The sequence below is a fragment of the Novosphingobium sp. genome (genome assembly GCF_036820275.1).
In the GTDB taxonomy this organism is placed as follows: domain Bacteria; phylum Pseudomonadota; class Alphaproteobacteria; order Sphingomonadales; family Sphingomonadaceae; genus Novosphingobium.
This window is the reverse complement of the sequence record NZ_DAISLT010000019.1, coordinates 58,247-77,315: the sequence shown is the minus strand read 5'-3', so window position 1 is coordinate 77,315 and position 19,069 is coordinate 58,247. Positions and strand designations below refer to the sequence as shown.

Genomic DNA, 19,069 nt, shown 5'->3' with positions numbered 1-19,069 from the left:
GCATGAAGCCAGCCCATCACCCGGTAGGTGGGAAAGCACATGTCGCCGGACTCGAGCACAAGCGCCTGCGCCGCCGGAATGGCCTCCTCGCCGGTGGATTTCATGTAGAAGCTGGTCTTGCCCTGTCGGTGGGCGCGGAACAGCCGGTCGTCGAAGGCGCGGGTACGGAGCATGGCGCGCAGTCCCCTGCGCATCAGGTCGGGCGAAAGTTCGGGCTTCCACGGCCCCACCGCCTGGCCATCCTCGTCCAGCACGCGAATGAGTTCGAACGGCAAATCGCGCATGTCCGCAGCATTGCCGAGCGGATCGGGACGGCGAACGAGGCCGGCAGCAGGGATATCCAGATGGTCGAAAGTTGCTGCATCCCCCGGCCGCGCGGGCGGCTCTGGAATATGCAGATCGAGTGGTGGCCGGTTCGCCATGATTCCCCTTCCCGTTGGTCTGGCTGGGGAAGCTAAGGAGCGGGCGCAGGAAAATCCTGTTCTAATTTTCTCAATTTTGGCATTTAAACGAACACTATGTTCTCATATTGAAGCCAATGATAGGATATCATTCCAATCCAGCAGAGATGATCGGGAATCGAAGAATGGACGATATCGACCGCAAGATATTGCGAACCTTGCAGGATCATCCCGAAATGCCGCTTGCCGACCTTGCTCCCCTGGTGGGCCTTTCGCAGACACCGTGCTGGCGGCGCCTCAAGAAGCTGGAAAGCCAGGGCACCATCCGGGGCCGCGCGGTGCTGCTGGATCCCGCCATGCTGGGGCTGACGGTCAACGTCTTCGCCTATATCAAGCTCAAATCGCACGACGAGGCGACGCTGGAAGCGCTGGAAAGCGCGGTCGAGAAGCATTCGGAAATCATCGAATGTTTCTCGATGAGCGGCGAAAGCGATTACCTGCTGCGGGTGATCGTCGCCAGCGTCGAGGCCTACGAACGCTTTCTGAAGCGCGAACTTCTGCACCTGCCGGGCGTCGGTTCGATCAACTCCAGCTTCGCCTTGAAGCGGGTCAAGGAAACCACCGTCCTGCCGATATGACAGGCCTTCTCGAATAATTTTCTAAAACAGTTGAAATTCTCCAATTGGAAAATATCATTCTCCAATCTGGTGCTGATTCTCGCCCGGCCAATAGCTGAAAGAGATCCGACGCTGCGGGAAGGAGAGGATGAGGCCGTATCGCCCGCTCTCCTCCAAGGGGGAATGCTTCATGATCCAATGCTTCCATCGATCGGCGCCTACGCCCCCTACGCTTCGGATTGTCCGGAAAAGGGAGGCGATCTGATGCCGTCGCTCAAGCTCGGCGCATCGATCGAGACGCTGCTTCTTGCCGAACCTTTCCGCATATCGGGCCGCGAGATCGACCGCGCGGAAGTGATGGTCGTCACGCTGGACGACGGCCGTCATCTCGCACGCGGCGAGGCGAGCGGCGTCTATTACGTGGGTGACGATATCCCGCAGATGCTGGCTTGCCTGGAAGATGCCCGCAGCGAGATCGAAGCCCATCCCCCGCGCGAAGCACTCCGCGCGATCCTGCCGTCAGGCGGCGCGCGCAACGCCGTGGATGCCGCGCTCTGGGATCTGGAAGCGCGCCGATCGGGCCGCCCGGCGTGGGAATTGGCCGGACTTACCGCCCCGTCTCCCCTGAGGACGACTTTCACCCTGGGTGCCGACACGCCCTCGGAAATGGCCCTGCGCGCACGGCGTCATGCCCAGGCGCGCGCCATCAAGATCAAGCTGACCGGCGACCTCCCTCTCGACATTGCCCGGGTCAAGGCCATCCGCGAAGCCTGTCCCGAAGTCTGGCTGGGCGTCGACGCCAATCAGGGCTTTGCCATAGGCGATCTCGAAGCCCTGGTCGCCGCCATGGTCGAGGCCGAGGTCTCGCTGATCGAGCAACCGCTGGCGCGAGGCAAGGAAGCGGATCTCGACGGGTTCCGCTCCCCCATCCCGATCGCGGCCGACGAGAGCGCCCTCACCCCGGACGACCTGCCGAATCTGAAAGGCCGGTTCGATGTGGTCAACATCAAGCTGGACAAGTGCGGTGGGCTTACCGAAGGCCTGGCCATGGCCGCCGCCGCGCGTCAGGCCGGGCTTGGCGTCATGGTCGGCTGCATGGTCGGCAGCAGCCTGGCCATGGCGCCCGCCTTCCTGCTCGGCCAGATCTGCGATCTCGTGGACCTCGACGGGCCGCTGTTTCTCAAGCAGGATCGCAAGCCTGGCGCACTCTATGAAGACGGCATGATCCACTGCGACGCATCCCTATGGGGCCATCCATGAACAGCTTCCGGGCGATCGGGTAAGAGACATGCACGGAACCCCCGCGAGCACCGCGCCTTCGCGCAACTGGTTCGGCCAGCCTCCAGGGCTGACCGTGCTGTTCCTCACCAATATGTGGGAGCAATTCTCCTACTTCGGCATGCGGGCGCTATTGGTCTACTACATGACCCGGCAACTCATGCTGGGGCAGGTGCAGGCTTCGTTCGTCTACGGCGCCTACACCGCCTGCGCCTATTTCACGCCGATCCTGGGCGGGATGATCGCGGATCGCTGGCTGGGCAAGCGCCGCGCGGTCATGCTCGGCGCCACGATCATGGCCGCCGGTCACTTCATGATGGCCTTCGAGCCGCTGTTCTATGCCGCTCTTGCCACGATCGCGCTGGGCAATGGCCTGTTCCTGCCCAGCCTGCCCAGCCAGATCAACGACCTCTACGCGCCGGGCGACCCCCGGCGCGGCTGGGCCTACAACGTCTATTATCTGGGCATCAACATCGGCGGGTTCCTGGCTCCGCTCATCTGCGGGACACTGGGCGAGCTCTACGGTTGGCACTACGGTTTCGGAGCGGCGGGGATCGGCATGTTCGTGGGCCTGCTCGTCTATCTCCTCGGCCAGCGTCACCTTCCGCCCGAGCGCCTTCCCCTGTCCCGGACGCAAGACGAGACGCAAGTTCACTCCGGCGGCGAGCGCCGCATCTGGATGGTTCTCGCCGCCGTCGGGCTTTGCGTAACGGTGTTCCGGGGCGCCTACGAGCAAGTGGGCAATACCGTCGCGCTCTGGGCCGATAGCGGGATAGACCGCCAATTCGGCAGCCTGACGATCCCGATGACCTGGTTCCAGGCACTCAATCCCCTGCTGGTGATGATGCTGACGCCGCCCCTGCTTTCCGTGTGGCGCAAGCGCGCGGATGCGGGCCGCGAGGCCGCCCCCGCGCGGCGCATGACGCAAGGGGCGCTGATCGTCGCGCTGGCCTATGCGTTGCTGGCGATCGTCTCATGGCAGGCCGGCAGCGATCGTGCCGACTGGCTCTGGCTCGTGGCCTTCTTCGTCCTGTTCACGACGGGCGAATTGTTCATCCTGCCCACCGGCCTCGGCCTTTTCGCACGCCTCGCCCCGCCGCGCCTCGGTGCGACGACCGTGGCTGCCTGGTATCTCGCGATCTTCGCGGGCAGTCTCAGCGCGGGTCTGGTCGGTATGCTGTGGAGCCGGATGGAACCAGGCGCCTACTTTGCTCTGCTCTCAGCCATCGCCGTTGCCGCAGCGTTGCTTCTATACTTTCTCGATCCCGCCGTTCGCCGTGTGGACCGATCCTGGACGTGCTGACAATCTCACGGCTGACCAGAAGCACCGCGCGAGGTTCGTTCAAACATCCTGCTCCAAGTCAGCCGCAGGGAAGCGGCTATATTTAGCGTTATTTCATCTGGCGTGTGGTCGAAGTTCCTATTCGGTTTTACCGTCAGGCCAGCATGTCATGTATCTTCAATGCCAAGGCGTCCAAGGCGAAGGGCTTGGTGATCATGTCCATGTTTGTGCCCAGGAAGCCCGAGCGAATAGCGGCATTCTCCGCATAACCGGTCACGAACAGGATAGGGAGTTGGGGACGATGCTCACGCGCAACTTCGGCGAGCTGGCGCCCATTCATTCCTGGCAGGCCAACGTCCGAAATCATCAGGTCCAGCGATCTTGCGGATTCCAGAACAGGAATGGCTTCGACGCCGTCCCCGGCTTCCACCGATGCGTAGCCCAATTCCTCCAGCACTTCACAGATGAGAAGACGGACGGAGGTATCGTCTTCAACGACAAGAACCGTCTGGCCCTGCCCTTCATGGACAAGCGCGAAATCGTCCTCCACGTCATCTTCGCCGGTTGCCGTCGCAGGCAAAAGCAGCTTGATGGAGGTTCCTTGGCCGGGTTGGCTGTGAATGCGAACCTGCCCGCCCGATTGTCGGACGAAGCCGTAGACCATCGAGAGTCCCAAGCCCGTACCTTGCCCGATCGGCTTCGTGGTAAAGAACGGTTCGAATACCTTTTCCAGAAGATCAGGCACCATGCCAACACCGGTATCGGATACGGCGACGACGACGTATTTGCCTGGAGCTATATCCAGTTTTTCAGACTCACGAGCCTCGTCCACCTCGACCACACTGACCTCGACGGTAAGGAGGCCGCCATCCGGCATGGCATCCCGCGCGTTGATGGCAAGGTTGAGGATCGCATTCTCAAGCTGATTACCATCGATTTCCGCATGAGGATTTCCGATCCCAGGCACGATCTTGAGCGCAATATTTTCGTGAATCGATCGCGTGAGCAAGTCTTCCAGCGACCGTGTAAGAGCGTTTATATCGGTCGACTTGGCATCGAGCGACTGGCGCCGCGAGAACGCGAGCAAACGGGCGGTCAGTGCTGCCGCCCGCTGGGCCGATGCTGAGCCCGCGTCCATGAAGCGATCGATATCCTCGGTTCGCCCTGCGGCGAGCCGACGCTTCACGATATCGATCCCGCCGATAACGCCAGTGAGCATATTGTTGAAATCATGGGCAATGCCGCCGGTGAGCTGACCGACCGCTTCCATTTTCTGGCTTTGTCGCAGGGCGGCCTCAGCACGCGCACGGCTCGCCATCTCCGTTTCCAAGGCCGCTGTACGCTCGGCGACCTTGTGTTCAAGGGTCTGGTTCAGGCGTTGCGCGGCCTGAATCAGGCGCGCGTTCTCGATGGCGATCGCGGCATGGGCGGCCAAGCCCAAGGCGAGCCGCTCAGAGCGGGCATCGAAGCGGTCAGTTTCAGCATGTCCGAAGAAGAGGCCGCCGATAACATCGCCCGATCGAGAGATCACTGGAACGGCAAGATAACTTACAACCGTCAAATGTCCCTTGGGCATGCCATGGAAGGGAGCACTGTGGCCGTAGCGAGGATCGCGGCGGATATCGCCCGAACGCACGGGACCTTCACCCGAGAATGTAGGACCAAACACCGCTGTGTTGCGCGGCATCGGAAAGCCCGAAAACGCGTCCATGGGGGCGCCGGACAGGCTGTAAAGCAGATAACTTTCGCCTGCGTCGTCGATGCGATTATAGAAAAATGCACCGAACTCGGCACCGGTCAATTCGCGTCCGGCATCGATGACAGCTTGAACCAGGGCATCGAGGTCGAGTTCGGCGGCAACCCGCTCTCCCGTTCGGTTGAGGATTTCGAGGGCGAGACTTTCCTCCCTCAGCGCCGCTTCCGAAGCCGCGAGCGCCGCTTCGGATATCTTGCGAGCGGATATATCGATGACCGTACCGATAAAACGCGTTGCCCGGGCATTTTCGAAAACCGCGCTACCCTTTGCGCTGATCCAGCGCTCCACTCCGTCCGCAATGCCGACGGTTCGAAACTCTATATCATATTGGCCGCTTCCATCAGGATCCAGAGCGGCCATGACCGCAGCGTCGGCGCGGGAGCGATCGGCCGGATGAAGCCCCGAAAGGAAGCTGTCCTCATAGCTGACGTCCGCGTCAGGAGGCAGGCCGAACATGGCCTTGCAGCGTTCATCCCATCGCAAGGAACGGCTTCCGGGATCGAAATCCCAGGTCCCGATATTGGCGGCTGCGGTGGCGAGGCGTAGACGACTTTCACTTGCCGCCAGATCTTCCATGCGATCCCGCATCTCGAACTGCTTGCGTCGCGCGCGCATTGCCGAAGCGATCGCGCTGACAAGCGAGGCGATACCGAGCGGCCGTTCGAGAACGACCGTATTGCGCACGAGATCGAGGAGCGGCGAAGGGCTGTTATCTCCCGCAGAGCGCCCCGATCGCTGCGCCTTGAGAAGAATGAAAGGCACGTCGGACCAGGGGGGCTGGGCATCGAGTGCCAAGCGCAATTCGCACAGGCCGCCGAGCAGCGCTTCCTGGGTCACAAGTACCGTACCGACCTGCTCGTCGAGCGCTGCCGCAACCGCTTTAAGGTCCTTGCAGATTACGGCTTCGTACTGTTTCCTTGCAAGGAGGTCTGCCACGCTTTCGGCATCGCGTCCGAACGGTGCGCAGATGAGAACGCGATGCCCTTCATCTGCCTCCTCAAGCGCCATTGGCCCGGTCTTCCATCAAGGGAGCAGAGTTGCCGAGATATTCGGGCGTACCGGTAAGCACCCCCCTGAATGCCGTGAGAGGTTCACCGACCCGCACGCCTTCCTTGTCGATGCGAAACTCTCGGATCGCATCCTCGTGCATGCCGCTGCGGTTCTTGATGACCGATATGGCCTTGCGAATGCGTCCGCCCGCCTCGAAGAACCGAAGAAGCACGACGGCGTCAGCGATGTAGGAGATGTTGAGGCTCGTCGACATCGAGCCGACGAGACCCTGCTGCGGATTGATGAGGAAGGTGACGACACCCTTTTGACTGAGATAGGAGAGCAACTCATGCATTTGCAGCAGCAATTGCTGCTCTTGAGGCATTGCGGCGAGATAGCCGTTCAAGCTGTCGATCACGATGAGGCGGACGCCGCGCTGTTCAACCTCCTGCCGGACGCGAGCGGCGAACTCACCCGGCGATATTTCGGCGGGGTCGATCTGCTGGATGTCGAGGCATCCCTTCTCGACATGGCGATCGATTTCGAGCCCGAAGGCACGGGCCCTGAAAAACAGTGTACCGATACGCTCGTCGAACTCGAATATCGTGCAGGCTTCGCCCTGTTCACACGACGCGTAGAGATACTGCAGCGCAATCGTGGTCTTGCCCGATCCCGCCGGTCCGGTGATGAGAATGCTGCTCCCCCGCAAAGGCCCGCCACCAAGCAGATTGTCCAATTCGACCACCCCGCTTTTCACGGGCTCGTCGGAAAATTCCGCGTGATGATCGGCCGCGATCAAACGCGGAAAGATGTCGACACCGCCCTTGCGGATGTTGAGGTCATGAAACCCGGCGATGAAATCGATGCCGCGCAATTTCTGCACTTGCATGCGCCGGCGTGCAGCACCGAATTCGAGCGTCAGCCGTTCGAGCGTAATGACGCCGTGGCAAAGGCTGTGGAGGTGGGCATCGCGAGCATCGCCTGCGCCGGTCATGTCATCGACGAGAATGACCGTCATGTCGCGGCCGGAGAAGAACTGCTTGAGGGCCAGGACCTGCCTTCGATATCGCAGCGGATCCTGGGCGAGAAGCCGCATCTCCGACAAGCTGTCGAACACGATACGTCTCGGCTTTACGCGCTCCACCTCATCCTGAATGAGCCGGATCGTTTCGCCCAGCTCCATTTCCCACGGATGGATAATGGATTGCTCCCGTCCATCGCCGAAAATGTTCTCCGTGGATTCAAGTTCGAATACGTCGAAGCCCTCGAGATCCCAACCGTGGGACCAAGCGACCACACGCAACTCCTCGCGCGTTTCCGAGAGCGTGATGTAGAGTACGCGTTCGCCGTTCCGAACACCTTCCCGAAGGAATTGCAGCGCAAGAGTGGTCTTGCCCGACCCCGGTGCGCCTTCGAGCAGGTAAAGGCGGCTTGACGGGAGGCCGCCCCTTAGAACCACATCCAGTCCCGGGTTCCCTGTCGAAATAATCTGAAAGTCGCTCATGGCCCCCTGCTCCGATGACTTGGCTCCCTGGCCGATCGACATTTGCTCTATCCAATAAAGCCGATCAAACCCAATCCGAATGGCCCGGCAACGCGAAATCCGGCACCGTTGACGCGCTTCGATGGCGCTGCGGCGATAGGCTGCAACACCGACACGGCATCATCAACGACCAACCGGTCCAGACGTTCCGATTTCATCGGCCCAAATTTCGGGTGAGCGCTTTCGCAGACGAGCCTGTTGCAGCCGGTGGCAAGACCCGAGGATATTGCCGGATCCGGCCAGTCGGAATCCGCATGCTGTAATGCTGCCGAACGCAGTGCCGTCAAAGCCTGCGCCACGAAGCAGGGTCTCGCCGACAGTTCCGCATGGATCATCTCCGCGCTCCACGCGTTGAAGTGGCTGGAGAAGGAGCCTGAGAATGTCGCCTGTCACTGCCGCCGTCACCGGCGCCCGCCGCGAATTGTTGACACGCCCGGTGCTTTCGCTGGTGCAGTCCGCCCTGCCCGCGCTGTCGGCCACCGAGAACGAGGCGATCGAGGCCGGAAACACCTGGTGGGACGCCGCCCTGTTCACCGGAAATCCGGATTGGGAGGCTCTGCTAGCGGTGCCGCCCGCCACGCTTACGGCCGAGGAACAGGCTTTCATGGCCAGCCCCGTCGAAACGCTCTGCGCGATGATCGACGACTGGCGCATGACCTGGGAGACGCACGACCTGCCACCCGAGGCCTGGGACTATCTGAAGCGCAAGAAGTTCTTCGGCATCATCATTCCGAAAAAGCACGGCGGTCTCGGCTTTTCTAACTTCGCCCATAGCGAGATCGTCCGCAAGATCGCGACGCGCTCGGTCTCCGGCGCGGTTACGGCCATGGTCCCCAACTCGCTGGGACCGGGTGAACTGATCCTCCGTTTCGGCACCCCGGAACAGCAGGAGCACTGGCTACCCCGTCTGGCCGACGGGCGCGAGATTCCCGCCTTCGGTCTCACCAGCCCTGAAGCCGGATCGGACGCCGCGGCGATGGTCGATGAAGGCGTGGTCTGCCGGGGCGAATGGCAGGGCGAGGAGGTACTCGGCATTCGCCTCAACTGGCACAAGCGCTACATCACCCTCGGCCCGGTTGCGACGATCCTCGGCCTCGCCTTCAAGCTGCGCGATCCCGACCATCTGCTGGGCGGGGAGGACGAGATCGGCATCACCGTCGCGCTGGTGCCGACCGACCTGCCCGGCGTCACCATCGGGCGCCGCCACATCCCCTCGATGCAGACGTTCCAGAATGGTCCCAACCAGGGCAAGGACGTGTTCGTTCCGCTCGAAAACGTGATCGGCGGACCGGAGCGTGTGGGCCAGGGCTGGAAGATGCTGATGAGCGCGCTCGCCGCCGGTCGCGGTATTTCGCTCCCTTCGCTCTCGGCGGCGGCGGGCGCTTTCGCGGCGCATACGACCGGCGCCTATGCGCGGGTGCGCTCGCAGTTCAACCTGCCGATCGGCAAGTTCGAGGGTATCCAGGAACGCCTCGCCCGGATCGCCGGCAATGCCTACCTGCTCGACGGTGCACGGCGGCTGACATGCGCCGGACTGGATCAAGGCAACCATCCCGCCGTGATTTCCTCGATCCTCAAGCTGCACGCCACCGAGCGGATGCGCGTCGTCATCAACGATGCGATGGACGTCCACGGCGGCAAGGCCATCATCGAGGGGCCGCGCAACTACATGGGCAGTCAGTACCGTGCCATTCCTGTCGGCATCACCGTCGAGGGGGCGAACATCCTGACGCGCAGCCTGATGGTGTTCGGCCAGGGCGCCATCCGCGCGCATCCCTATCTGCTCGAAGAGATCCGCGCAGTGGGCGATGCCGATCGCAGGCGGGCGCTGGCGCAGTTCGACCAGGTGTTGTGGAAGCATGTCGGCCATGCGCTCAAGACCGCGATCCGCACGTTCGCGCGCAGTTGGAGTGGCGGCCTCTTCGCCCCTGCGCCCAGGGCCGGAAAGGCGACGCGCCATTATCGCCAGATGAGCCGCTATGCCGCAGCCTTCGCCTTCTGCTCGGACATCGCCTTCCTGACGCTGGGCGGCGAACTCAAGCGACGCGAGCTGCTTTCGGCGCGACTGGGGGACGTGCTTTCGGAACTCTACATGCTCTCGGGCGCACTCAAGCGCTGGGAAGACGAAGGGCGACAGGACGACGACTTGCCGCTGCTCGACTGGTGCATGCAGAGCGGCTTCGCCAGCATCGAACAGAGCTTCGCGCAGATCATCGAGAACTTCCCGGCGCGCCCGGTCGGCTGGATGCTGCGACTTTTCGTGATGCCCTGGGGACGTCGCCGTCACGGCCCGTCCGACCGCACCGTGCGCCGCTGCGCCGAAATCCTGCTGGAACCCTGCGCCGCGCGCGACCGTCTGGTCGAGAACGTCTACATCGGCGGCGAGGACGAGGCCGTCGCCCGCCTGACCGAGGCTTTCCGCAAGACCGTCGCCACCCAGCCCATCCACGACCGTATGAAACAGGCCCGCATCCGCGATGCCGACAAGGCGCTGGCGGCAGGACTGATCTCCGCCGACGAACGCGAACGGCTGCGGGAGGCTGACGCGGCCGTTGCCGAAGTCGTCTCCGTCGACGATTTCGCGCCGGAGGAACTGGCACGCCCATCGTCCACCCCCTCTCCCTCCGAAAGCCCGCGACACGAGCACGCCGAATGAGCCGCGCTGTCTATATCGTCGACGGCGCGCGCACGCCGTTTCTCAAGGCGCGCGGCGGCCCCGGCCCATTCACGCCGGTCGATCTGGCCGTGCAGTGCGGACGGCCTCTGCTACTGCGCCAACCCTTCGTCCCGGACGATATCGACCAGGTGATCCTCGGCGTCGTCAACGTCATCGCCGACGAGGCCAATCCGGCACGTGTTGCCGCGCTGCGGCTCGGCTGCGGGGCACAGACCACCGCATTTACGGTCCAGATCAACTGCGGATCGGGCATGCAGGCGATGGACACGGCCTATCGCTACATTGCCGACGGCGGCAGCGACCTGATCCTTGCGGGCGGGGCCGAAGCGCTGAGCCATGCGCCGTTGGTACTGCGGCAGGATGCTGTGGAATGGCTCGCGGCGATGCAGGGAGGCAAGGACGGCCCGCTCGGCATGCTGAAAGCGGCCGCACGGTTCCGACCCGGGTTTCTGAAGCCTGTCGTCGGCCTCGAACGCGGGCTGATCGATCCGATCACGGACCTCGGCATGGGCCAGACCGCCGAAGTGCTCGCCCACCTCTTCGGCATTTCCCGCAAAGAGGCCGACGCCTATGCGGCGGAGAGCCACAAGCGGCTCGCGCGGGCAAAGGCCGAGGGCTGGCTGAAGGGCGAACTGGTACCGGCCTTCGCCCGCGACGGCACAGTGTACGACCATGACGACGGCGTTCGGCCCGACAGCACCCCGGACAGGCTGGCCAAGCTGCGCCCGGTCTTCGAGCCGCCCTACGGGAAAGTGACGGCCGGCAACAGCTCGCAGATCACCGATGGCGCCTGCTGGACCATCCTGGCATCGGAGCAGGCGCTCCGGAAGCACGGCCTTACGCCCCGCGCCAGGATCGTCGACAGCCAATGGTCGGCGCTCGATCCGGCGATCATGGGCCTTGGCCCGGTACTGGCGGCTACGCAGCTGCTGAAGCGCGGCGGGCTGGAACTCGGCGATATCGACCTCTGGGAACTCAACGAGGCCTTTGCCGCGCAAGTCCTCGCCTCCCTGGCCGCCTGGGAGGACGAAGACTTTTGCCGCGACGTCCTCGGCCTCGACGGTGCGGCCGGAAGCATTGCTCGCGATCGCATCAACGTCGATGGCGGGGCGATTTCGCTCGGCCATCCGGTCGGCGCCAGCGGTGCGCGCATCGCGCTTCATCTGGTAAAGGCGATGGAGCGCCTCGACAGCGTGCGGGGCATCGCCACCGAATGCATCGGCGGCGGCCAGGGCGGCGCCATGCTGATCGAACGAACGGGAGCAGGCACATGACCATGCAGGACCCGGTATGGGCCTATCTGAAAGACCGCGACCTCACTCTCGGCCCTCCCCCCCACAAGTCGGATGCGCTGCGGCACTGGACGCTGACACGCGATGCGCAAGGGGTCGCCTGGGCCGTGCTCGACAAGCGCGGCGCCAGTGCGAACACCCTGTCGCAAGAGGTGCTGGAGGAATTTGCGCGGATCCTCGATAGCATCGACGGACGCGCGCCCAAGGCGCTCGTCATCCGTTCCGCCAAGCGCGAGGGTTTTCTGGCGGGCGCGGACATAGCCGAATTTCGCGGCGTGGTCGACGAAGCCGCGATCCGCAGCCGCATCGAGGCGGCCCATGCCGTGGTGGACCGCCTCGCGGCGCTGACCTTTCCCACCGTCGCGGTGATGCACGGCTATGCCATGGGCGGCGGGCTGGAGCTTGCGCTCGCCTGCACCCAGCGCATAGCGGTGGACGGCACGCGCTTCGGCTTTCCCGAGGTGCAGATCGGCCTTCACCCCGGCCTCGGCGGCACGGCCCGCTTCACCCATACCTGCGATCCGATCGCGGCGATGAGCGCGATGCTCACCGGCAGGACGATCCATGACCGGCAGGCCAAGGCGATGGGGCTGGTCGATGCCCTGGTGCCTGAGCGACATGTTCAGGCAGCCGTCGATGCGGCCGTGGCAGGCACGCTCCCGCAGGCGCGGCAAAGTCTGGTCGACCGGGCCAAGGACAGCGCGCCCGCTCGCCATATCGCCGCCCGCCAGATGCGCGCCGAGTCCGAGCAGCAGGCGCCTTCCGCGCATTACCCGGCGCCTTACGCCCTGATCGACTTGTGGGAAGAACACGGCGGCGACCTGGAGGCGATGAAACATGCCGAGATCGCCTCCTTCGCGCGGTTGATGCTGACGGACACCGCCCAGAACCTCATCCGCGTGTTCTTTCTGCGCCAGAAGCTCAAGGATCTGGCAGGCGAAGCGGCGCCGCCGCCGCCCCTTCTGCACGTTCACGTCATCGGCGCGGGCGCGATGGGCGGCGATATTGCCGCCTGGTGCGCGTGGAAAGGCTTGCGTACCAGCCTTTCCGACGTGAAGCCGGAGCCGATCGGCGGCGCCCTCGCCCGCGCCGCCAGGCTCTATGAAAAGATCGCCCATGGCGACCGCCTGAAACTGCGGGATGCGCTCGACCGGCTGATCCCCGATCCGGACGGACTCGGCATCGTGCAGGCCGATCTCGTGATCGAGGCGGCGCCGGAAAAGGCTGATCTCAAGCGCAAGCTCTATGCCGAAATCGAGCCGCGCATGAAGCCGGACGCGATCCTGGCGACGAACACTTCGTCCATCCCGCTACCCGAACTGCGCGAAGGGCTGGCACGGCCGGAGCGGCTTGTCGGCATCCATTTCTTCAACCCGGTCTCGCGTCTCGATCTGGTCGAAGTGATCGCGCACGACGAACTGGCGCCCGAAGTCGAAGCGGCGGCCCGCGCCTTCGTCGGGCGGATCGGCAAATTGCCGGCACCGGCCCGCAGCGCGCCGGGATTTATCGTCAACCGCATCCTGACGCCCTATCTGGCGGAAGCGCTGATCCTGATGGGCGAGGGTCTCGCTCCCGAAACCATCGATCGCGCCGCGATCGACTTCGGCATGCCGATGGGACCGCTGGAACTGGCCGATCAGGTCGGCCTCGACGTGGCGCTGGACGTGGCCGCGATGCTCAAGCGCGAACTGGACTGGCCCTTGCCGGACGCGCCGCAATGGATTTCCGACAAAGTCGCCGCAGGCGACAAGGGGCGGAAGACCGGCAGAGGCATCTACGTCTGGCACGACGGCAAGCCGGTCAAAGCCCGGGCCGAGCCTCCCGATCCGGAACTGGCGGACCGGCTGATCCTGCCGATGGTCAATACGGCTGCTGCCGTACTGCGCGAGAAGGTCAGCGACGATCCCGATGTGATCGATGCGGCCATGATCTTCGGCACCGGCTTCGCGCCTTTCAGAGGCGGGCCGATCCATTACGCAAAGCAGCGCGGCGTCGAGGAGGTCGTTACCACGCTTCGCGCGCTGGAACAGCGTTACGGCGCCCGCTTCGCTCCCGATTTAGGGTGGGATGCCTTTCGGTGAGCATCACCCTGTCCGACCCGGACGAGATCGCCCGGCGCATTGTCGAGCAAACCAACGGACACGTCGTTCTCGGCCTGCCGCTGGGGCTGGGCAAGGCGCCTCATATCGCCAATGCACTATTCGAGATGGCCCGCGCCGATCCCGCCATCAGCCTCTCGATCTTCACCGCGCTGACGCTTGAGCGGCCTCCGCTCCGGAGTGAACTGGAACGGCGTTTCCTCGAACCCGTGTTCGAGCGAACCATGGGGGGCTATCCCGAATTTGCCTATGCCGCGGCCCAGCGTGCCGAAGACATGCCGCCCAATATCGCAGTCAACGAATTCTTCTTTCAGGCGGGCAGCCGTCTCGGCAGCGAAACGGCGCAGCGCAGCTACATCTCGGTCAACTATACCCATGCCATGCGCTGCCTGATCGACCAGGGCGTCAATGTGATCGCCCAGATCGTCTCCCGGCAGGGCGACCGCTTCAGCCTGAGCTGCAACACCGACATGACGCTCGACCTGCTGGCGGCGCGCGATGCGGGCAAGGCCGACTTCCTGCTCGTCGGCCAGGTCAACGACGAACTCCCGTTCATGACCGGTCCTGCGGAAATCCCCGCCGGCCGTTTCGCGATGATCCTCGACAGTGCGGAAACCCGCTTTCCGCTGTTCGGCCCGCCCAAGCAGCCGATCGGCCCGGAGCAGCATGCGATCGGCATGCATGTCGCCTCGCTGGTTGCCGACGGCGGCTCGTTGCAGATCGGCATCGGCGAGATCGGCGATGCGGTGGCCCATGCTCTGATCGTCAGACACCGCGAACCTGAACGGTTTGCCTCCACGCTTGCAGACCTCACGACCGGAACGCGCCCGCCCGCCGAAACGGCGCCGTTCGAGCGCGGTCTGTATGCGCCGACCGAAATGCTGGTCGACGGCTTCCTCGAACTGCTGCGCGCGGGTATCCTCAAGCGCGAGGTCGAAGGGGCCGTGCTGCACGGCGGCTTCTTCGTCGGCCCGCGCGCCTTCTATGCCGCCCTGCGCGAAATGGACGAGGAGACCCGGGGCCGCATCCATATGCGCGGGATTTCCTGGATCAACGCGCTCTACGGCGACGAGCAGGCAAAGCGCGCCGCCCGCGTCGACGCCCGCTTCGTCAACAGCGCGATGATGGTGACGCTGCTGGGTGCGACCGTCTCGGACGGGCTGGAGGACGGGCGCGTGGTCAGCGGTGTCGGCGGCCAGTACAACTTCGTCGCCCAGGCGCTGGAACTGGAGGGCGCGCGCTCGATCATCACGCTTCCGGCAACGCGCATGCATGAAGGAGAGCTTCGCTCCAACATCATGTGGTCCTATGGCCACGAGACGATCCCGCGCCATTTGCGCGATATCGTGGTGACCGAATACGGCATCGCGGACCTGCGCGGGATAAGCGACGAGAGGGTGATCCAGCGCCTCATTGCCATCGCCGACAGCCGGTTTCAGGACGAACTGCTGAAAACGGCGCGTAAAGCGGGGAAACTCGGGGCGGACTGGATGCCGGACGAAATCAACCGGAACAACTTGCCCGACCGGCTCCAATCGGCCCTGCCTGTCGCCGAGTTCACGCCCTATCCGTTCGGCACCGACTTTACCGCCGTAGAGCAGCGGCTTTTGCCTGCGCTTCAGTCCCTGTCACAGGCCGCACATCGTCCCGCCGCCCTGGCCGGGCTGATGGCGCGCGGATTTGCCGTCACCGAACCTCGCGCGGAGGAGACCGAAGCGCTCGAACGCTTGGGACTGGCCGAACCCCACGGCGTCCGTGAGCGCAGTTACCGTGCACTGGTGCTGGGCGCGCTAAGGGCGAAGGATTGAATTTCCTGTTTCAGGATCGGGGCATTCGCTTGCGAACCAGTCTTGCTTGACGAAGAGCATTCCGATGCCGGTCTGCCCGTTCACTCGAGCACGCTCACCTGCCATCCGCCCTGGACAGTCCCGTGCGGCAGCGGCATCTCCACGACGATCGCCTTGCTCCCGAGCGTGCGAACGATGCGCCACCGGTCGGTTTCCTCGGTCAGGGCATAATCGCCTCTCGTGAAGAGTTCTGCATAGGTCTGCCGCAGATGCAGCAGCGTGCGGGTGAGGTTCCGCTTGCGCGCTGAAAGCAAAGAAGACGCGCTTTCATCCTGTGCGAGTCCGGCAAAATCCACGGCGCGGCGATTGTCCGGGTCGGTGAGATGCGAGGCCATCAGTTCGCAGCCCTGATAGATGTCGGGAATTCCAGGTGCCGTCAGTTGGAGCACGACGTGTGCCAGCACGATTTGTTCGCGGCGCCTTTCGAACCGGCTCCATTCGTCGACCTCGCCGCCCTCCCCCTTTTCGACAGCGTCCAGCAGTTCGCGGCCGAGATCGGCAAGCCTGCCTTCGGCATCCTCGTCTGGCGTTTCGTGCTGCGACAGGTCCTTGGCCTCGCGCATCGCTTTCGACAGGTGCGCCGACAGGCGTTCGGACGCAGCCGGTTCGCCGCGCAGCATCAGCGCCGATTGCAGAACATACAGCCCCCAGCGTGGCGGGAGATCATGCCTCTTCGCGCTTTCCCTGGCCGTGCTCAGCAATCGTTCGGCGAAGTCCGGAAAATGGCTCAGCGCGATGACTGCCGCGCGCGCATCGGCGGAGCGCTTGGTATCATGCGTCGAAAGCGCGTTCAGGCCGAGAGGCCAGCGCGCGGCCCGGTCCTGCATGAGGCTGGAAAAGTCGCCGACCGTCATTGCGGTCAGGTCCGGCTCCGCGCCGACCTCGCAAAAAGGAAGGTAGGCCGTCATCCGGAAGAACACGGTGTCTTCCTCGGATTTGGCCGTCAGGGCGCCGGTCAGTTGTTCGAACCGACCTGCGAAGTCCCGAGCCGCCTCATCCTTGTCGGAAGCGCAGAGCAGATCGAGCAGCGCCCCGGGCAAACCGGGACCGCGCAAGGCTTCGAACCAGGGATCGAGCGGAAAGCCATCCGCCGCATAGGACCGATAGACCGGCCAGCGAACGGCCAGATCCGCGACGGCTTCGGCGACCTCGCCCTGGGCCTTGGTGGGCGCCTCGGCGGGCGCCGCAAGTGCCGCCGCCGCAGCGGCTCCGACGCGCCGCAGTTCGGGGGCGAGCATCGCGCCGAGCAGTTCCTCGCGCACCTTTCGCACTTCCGCCTGCATGTCCTCCGGCACCGCCCCCACGGCGACTTCCCGCATGGCGGAAAGGCCGGCCGCGTCCGTGAGCAGCCGGGTCACGGGCGTCATGAACTCGTAGCCGGTCATGCCTTCGATCGGCCAGTATTCCGGGATACTCTCGCCCGGCTTGACGATCTTCTCGGCCCAGATCGGCACGGTTCCCACGGCATCGCGAAGCCGCTGGAGATAGCCGCCGGGGCGCGCCAGCCCGTCGATATGGTCCACCCGGAGGCCCTGGATACGTCCGGCTTGCACTTGCGCCACGATCCAGCGGTGGGTCAGGTCGAAAACCTCGGCGTCTTCCTGACGCACGCCGATCAGGCCGGTGATGTTGAAAAAGCGGCGATGGCTGATCGCATCCGCCGTCTCGCGCCAGTCTCCGACCGACCACCCTTGTTCGGAAAGCAGCGCCGCCAGGGTCGGCGCATCGAGCCCGCCGTCTTCTACCAGCCGCTGCGCCAGCGGTGTCCGGCGCAGCGGATAGGCCGCTCCGTAGATTGCCAGCGCGGGATCTTGCGCAGTGCCGGTCACGACGATCTGCCCGCTTTCGAGCACATCCTCGACCATGCCGTCCAGCACCGGGAAATGCAGCGCTCCCTTGTCCCAGTCGATGTCGAAGACCTCGGCGAAGCGGCTGTCCCGGCCATGGCGCAGGATATCCGCGATGAAGGGGTTTTCCGGGACGAACGCCATGTGATTGGGCACGATGTCGAGCACCAGCCCGATCCCCGCCGCTCGCGCCGCATCGCTGAGAGCGAGGAAGGCCGCCTCCCCGCCCAGCACAGGATCTACGGTATTGGGATCGATCACGTCATAGCCGTGAGTGGAGCCGGAGGCTGCATGAAACAGCGGCGACAGGTAGAGATGGCTGATGCCCAGCTCGGCCAGCCAGAGCAGCAGCTCCCGCGCCTGATCGAGGTCGACGCCGTTGCGGAGTTGCAGGCGGTAAGTGGCGACGAAAGGGGGAGAGCCGTTCATGCGGTACGCTCCGGCAGGAGAGCGGCGGAAAAGGCGAAAGGACTTGTCTCATCTGCGATGACGAGCAGGGGATCGTCGTGCGGGGCGAAACTCCCCTCACCGAGCCGGGCCCGCAAGGCGAGGCGTGCTTTTCCGAAGTTCCAGGTGGCGTCGATCGTAGCGCCTTCCCGTACCACCTCGACCTGCGGCCCAGCATTCGCGGCCAGCAGCGGCATGACATGGGAACGGCGCAGGGCAAGGAGATCGCCGATGAAGCGCACGTGCTCAAGCTGCTCCTTGCGCAGCGGACGGCCGATCTTCGAGGCCGCGAAGGTCTCGGGCGATATCGGATCGGGGACTTCGCCGCCGAAGGCCTCGAACTGCGCGAATTCTTCCGCGCGGCCCTTGCGGACAGCTTCGGCAAGGTCGCCGGTAAAGTCCGCGAAGAACAGGAACGGTGCATCGGTGAGGAACTCGTCGCCCATGAAAATCATCGGCACGGACGGCGCGAGCAGAGTCAGCGCGGTGACGACGCGAAAGGCAGTATGGTCGGTGACGAGGTGGTGCAGACGCTCGCCCCGCGCACGGTTGCCGACCTGATCGTGATTGCCGAGGAAATTCACGAAAGCCGTGCGTGGCAAGGAGGCGGAAGGCTCGCCGCGAGGATGTTTCGAGGCCGGGCGCGGTTGTCCCTGCTCGACATAGCCGTCGCGCAAGGCGGTTTCGATATCGGCCTGCGGATCGACCGCGAAAGGCGCGTAATAGGCCTCGTCCTCGCCGGTGAGCAGGCAGTGGACGGCATGGTGCCAGTCGTCGTTCCAGGTCGCGTCGAAGGGCGCGCCGGGCGCAAAATAGCGCGCTAGGTTGCGCTCGTCCTCGGTGACGAGGTGAATCGGCCTGCCCCATTCCGCGGCACGCACACGCGCGCCCAGTTCGTCGAGGAAATGGACGGCGCAATGGTCCTCGATGGCATGGACCGCATCGAGCCGCAGTCCGTCGAGCCGGTATTCGCTCAGCCAGTAAAGCGCGTTC

General features: G+C 64.2%; 13 protein-coding genes. 7 read left to right on the top strand and 6 right to left on the bottom strand.

Annotated features, from left to right (window positions below; genetic code table 11):
- A partial coding sequence (locus V7066_RS15950; protein WP_334183967.1) for a thiamine pyrophosphate-dependent enzyme occupies positions 1-422 on the bottom strand: 422 nt, incomplete at its 3' end.
- A gap of 164 nt (positions 423-586) precedes the next feature.
- On the opposite strand from V7066_RS15950, the gene V7066_RS15945 reads away from it, so the two are divergent.
- The 3 genes from V7066_RS15945 to V7066_RS15935 all read left to right on the top strand — a co-directional run bounded on the left by V7066_RS15945 (position 587) and on the right by V7066_RS15935 (position 3,599).
- Positions 587-1,039, top strand: coding sequence for an Lrp/AsnC family transcriptional regulator (locus V7066_RS15945; RefSeq protein WP_334183966.1), 453 nt, complete (start codon positions 587-589; stop codon positions 1,037-1,039).
- A 243-nt stretch (positions 1,040-1,282) separates the two neighbouring features.
- Positions 1,283-2,278, top strand: coding sequence for a dipeptide epimerase (locus V7066_RS15940; RefSeq protein ID WP_334183965.1), 996 nt, complete (start codon positions 1,283-1,285; stop codon positions 2,276-2,278).
- 28 nt (positions 2,279-2,306) lie between these two features.
- Positions 2,307-3,599, top strand: coding sequence for a peptide MFS transporter (locus V7066_RS15935; protein ID WP_334183964.1), 1,293 nt, complete (start codon positions 2,307-2,309; stop codon positions 3,597-3,599).
- 133 nt (positions 3,600-3,732) lie between these two features.
- Here V7066_RS15935 and V7066_RS15930 read toward each other — a convergent pair whose 3' ends face one another.
- The 3 genes from V7066_RS15930 to V7066_RS15920 are packed head-to-tail and all read right to left on the bottom strand — an operon-like array spanning position 3,733 to position 8,202.
- On the bottom strand, positions 3,733-6,342 hold the full coding sequence (locus V7066_RS15930) for an ATP-binding protein (RefSeq protein ID WP_334183963.1): 2,610 nt from the start codon (positions 6,340-6,342) through the stop codon (positions 3,733-3,735).
- Positions 6,332-7,828, bottom strand: a complete 1,497-nt coding sequence (locus tag V7066_RS15925) for an ATPase domain-containing protein (protein ID WP_334183992.1) — start codon at positions 7,826-7,828, stop codon at positions 6,332-6,334. Before V7066_RS15925 ends, V7066_RS15930 begins: the two co-directional genes overlap by 11 nt.
- 47 nt (positions 7,829-7,875) lie before the next feature.
- Positions 7,876-8,202: a hypothetical protein gene (locus V7066_RS15920; RefSeq protein ID WP_334183962.1), complete on the bottom strand. Its 327-nt coding sequence runs from the start codon at positions 8,200-8,202 to the stop codon at positions 7,876-7,878.
- A 44-nt stretch (positions 8,203-8,246) separates the two neighbouring features.
- Between V7066_RS15920 and V7066_RS15915 the strand changes: the two genes are divergently transcribed.
- From V7066_RS15915 to V7066_RS15900, 4 genes are read left to right on the top strand one after another with little or no spacing between them, the layout of a single operon-like run.
- Positions 8,247-10,523: an acyl-CoA dehydrogenase gene (locus V7066_RS15915; protein ID WP_334183961.1), complete on the top strand. Its 2,277-nt coding sequence runs from the start codon at positions 8,247-8,249 to the stop codon at positions 10,521-10,523.
- Positions 10,520-11,818, top strand: a complete 1,299-nt coding sequence (locus V7066_RS15910) for an acetyl-CoA C-acetyltransferase (RefSeq protein ID WP_334183960.1) — start codon at positions 10,520-10,522, stop codon at positions 11,816-11,818. Before V7066_RS15915 ends, V7066_RS15910 begins: the two co-directional genes overlap by 4 nt.
- Entirely contained in the window at positions 11,815-13,917 is a 2,103-nt protein-coding gene (locus tag V7066_RS15905; RefSeq protein WP_334183959.1) for a 3-hydroxyacyl-CoA dehydrogenase NAD-binding domain-containing protein, read from the top strand. Before V7066_RS15910 ends, V7066_RS15905 begins: the two co-directional genes overlap by 4 nt.
- Complete coding sequence (locus V7066_RS15900; protein ID WP_334183958.1) at positions 13,914-15,743, top strand: acetyl-CoA hydrolase/transferase C-terminal domain-containing protein; 1,830 nt, start codon at positions 13,914-13,916, stop codon at positions 15,741-15,743. The genes V7066_RS15905 and V7066_RS15900 overlap by 4 nt, the downstream gene beginning before the upstream one ends.
- Before the next feature lie 80 nt (positions 15,744-15,823).
- On the opposite strand, the gene treY is transcribed toward V7066_RS15900, so the two are convergent.
- Together treY and V7066_RS15890 are read right to left on the bottom strand one after the other, a co-directional pair.
- Positions 15,824-18,058 (bottom strand): malto-oligosyltrehalose synthase, encoded by a 2,235-nt coding sequence (treY, locus tag V7066_RS15895; RefSeq protein WP_334183957.1) that lies wholly within the window; start codon positions 18,056-18,058, stop codon positions 15,824-15,826.
- Positions 18,055-19,069: DUF3459 domain-containing protein (locus tag V7066_RS15890; protein ID WP_334183956.1), on the bottom strand; the 1,015-nt coding region annotated here is incomplete at its 5' end. The genes V7066_RS15890 and treY, both read right to left, overlap by 4 nt.

Excerpts from the sequence above, each read along its gene's own strand:
- V7066_RS15935 (WP_334183964.1), top strand. The coding sequence starts at position 2,307 with ATGCACGGAACCCCCGCGAGCACCGCGCCTTCGCGCAACTGGTTCGGC.
- V7066_RS15920 (WP_334183962.1), bottom strand. The coding sequence starts at position 8,202 with ATGATCCATGCGGAACTGTCGGCGAGACCCTGCTTCGTGGCGCAGGCT.
- V7066_RS15905 (WP_334183959.1), top strand. The coding sequence starts at position 11,815 with ATGACCATGCAGGACCCGGTATGGGCCTATCTGAAAGACCGCGACCTC.
- V7066_RS15915 (WP_334183961.1), top strand. The coding sequence starts at position 8,247 with ATGTCGCCTGTCACTGCCGCCGTCACCGGCGCCCGCCGCGAATTGTTG.
- treY (WP_334183957.1), bottom strand. The coding sequence starts at position 18,058 with ATGAACGGCTCTCCCCCTTTCGTCGCCACTTACCGCCTGCAACTCCGC.
- V7066_RS15940 (WP_334183965.1), top strand. The coding sequence starts at position 1,283 with ATGCCGTCGCTCAAGCTCGGCGCATCGATCGAGACGCTGCTTCTTGCC.
- V7066_RS15925 (WP_334183992.1), bottom strand. The coding sequence starts at position 7,828 with ATGAGCGACTTTCAGATTATTTCGACAGGGAACCCGGGACTGGATGTG.
- V7066_RS15930 (WP_334183963.1), bottom strand. The coding sequence starts at position 6,342 with ATGGCGCTTGAGGAGGCAGATGAAGGGCATCGCGTTCTCATCTGCGCA.
- V7066_RS15945 (WP_334183966.1), top strand. The coding sequence starts at position 587 with ATGGACGATATCGACCGCAAGATATTGCGAACCTTGCAGGATCATCCC.
- V7066_RS15910 (WP_334183960.1), top strand. The coding sequence starts at position 10,520 with ATGAGCCGCGCTGTCTATATCGTCGACGGCGCGCGCACGCCGTTTCTC.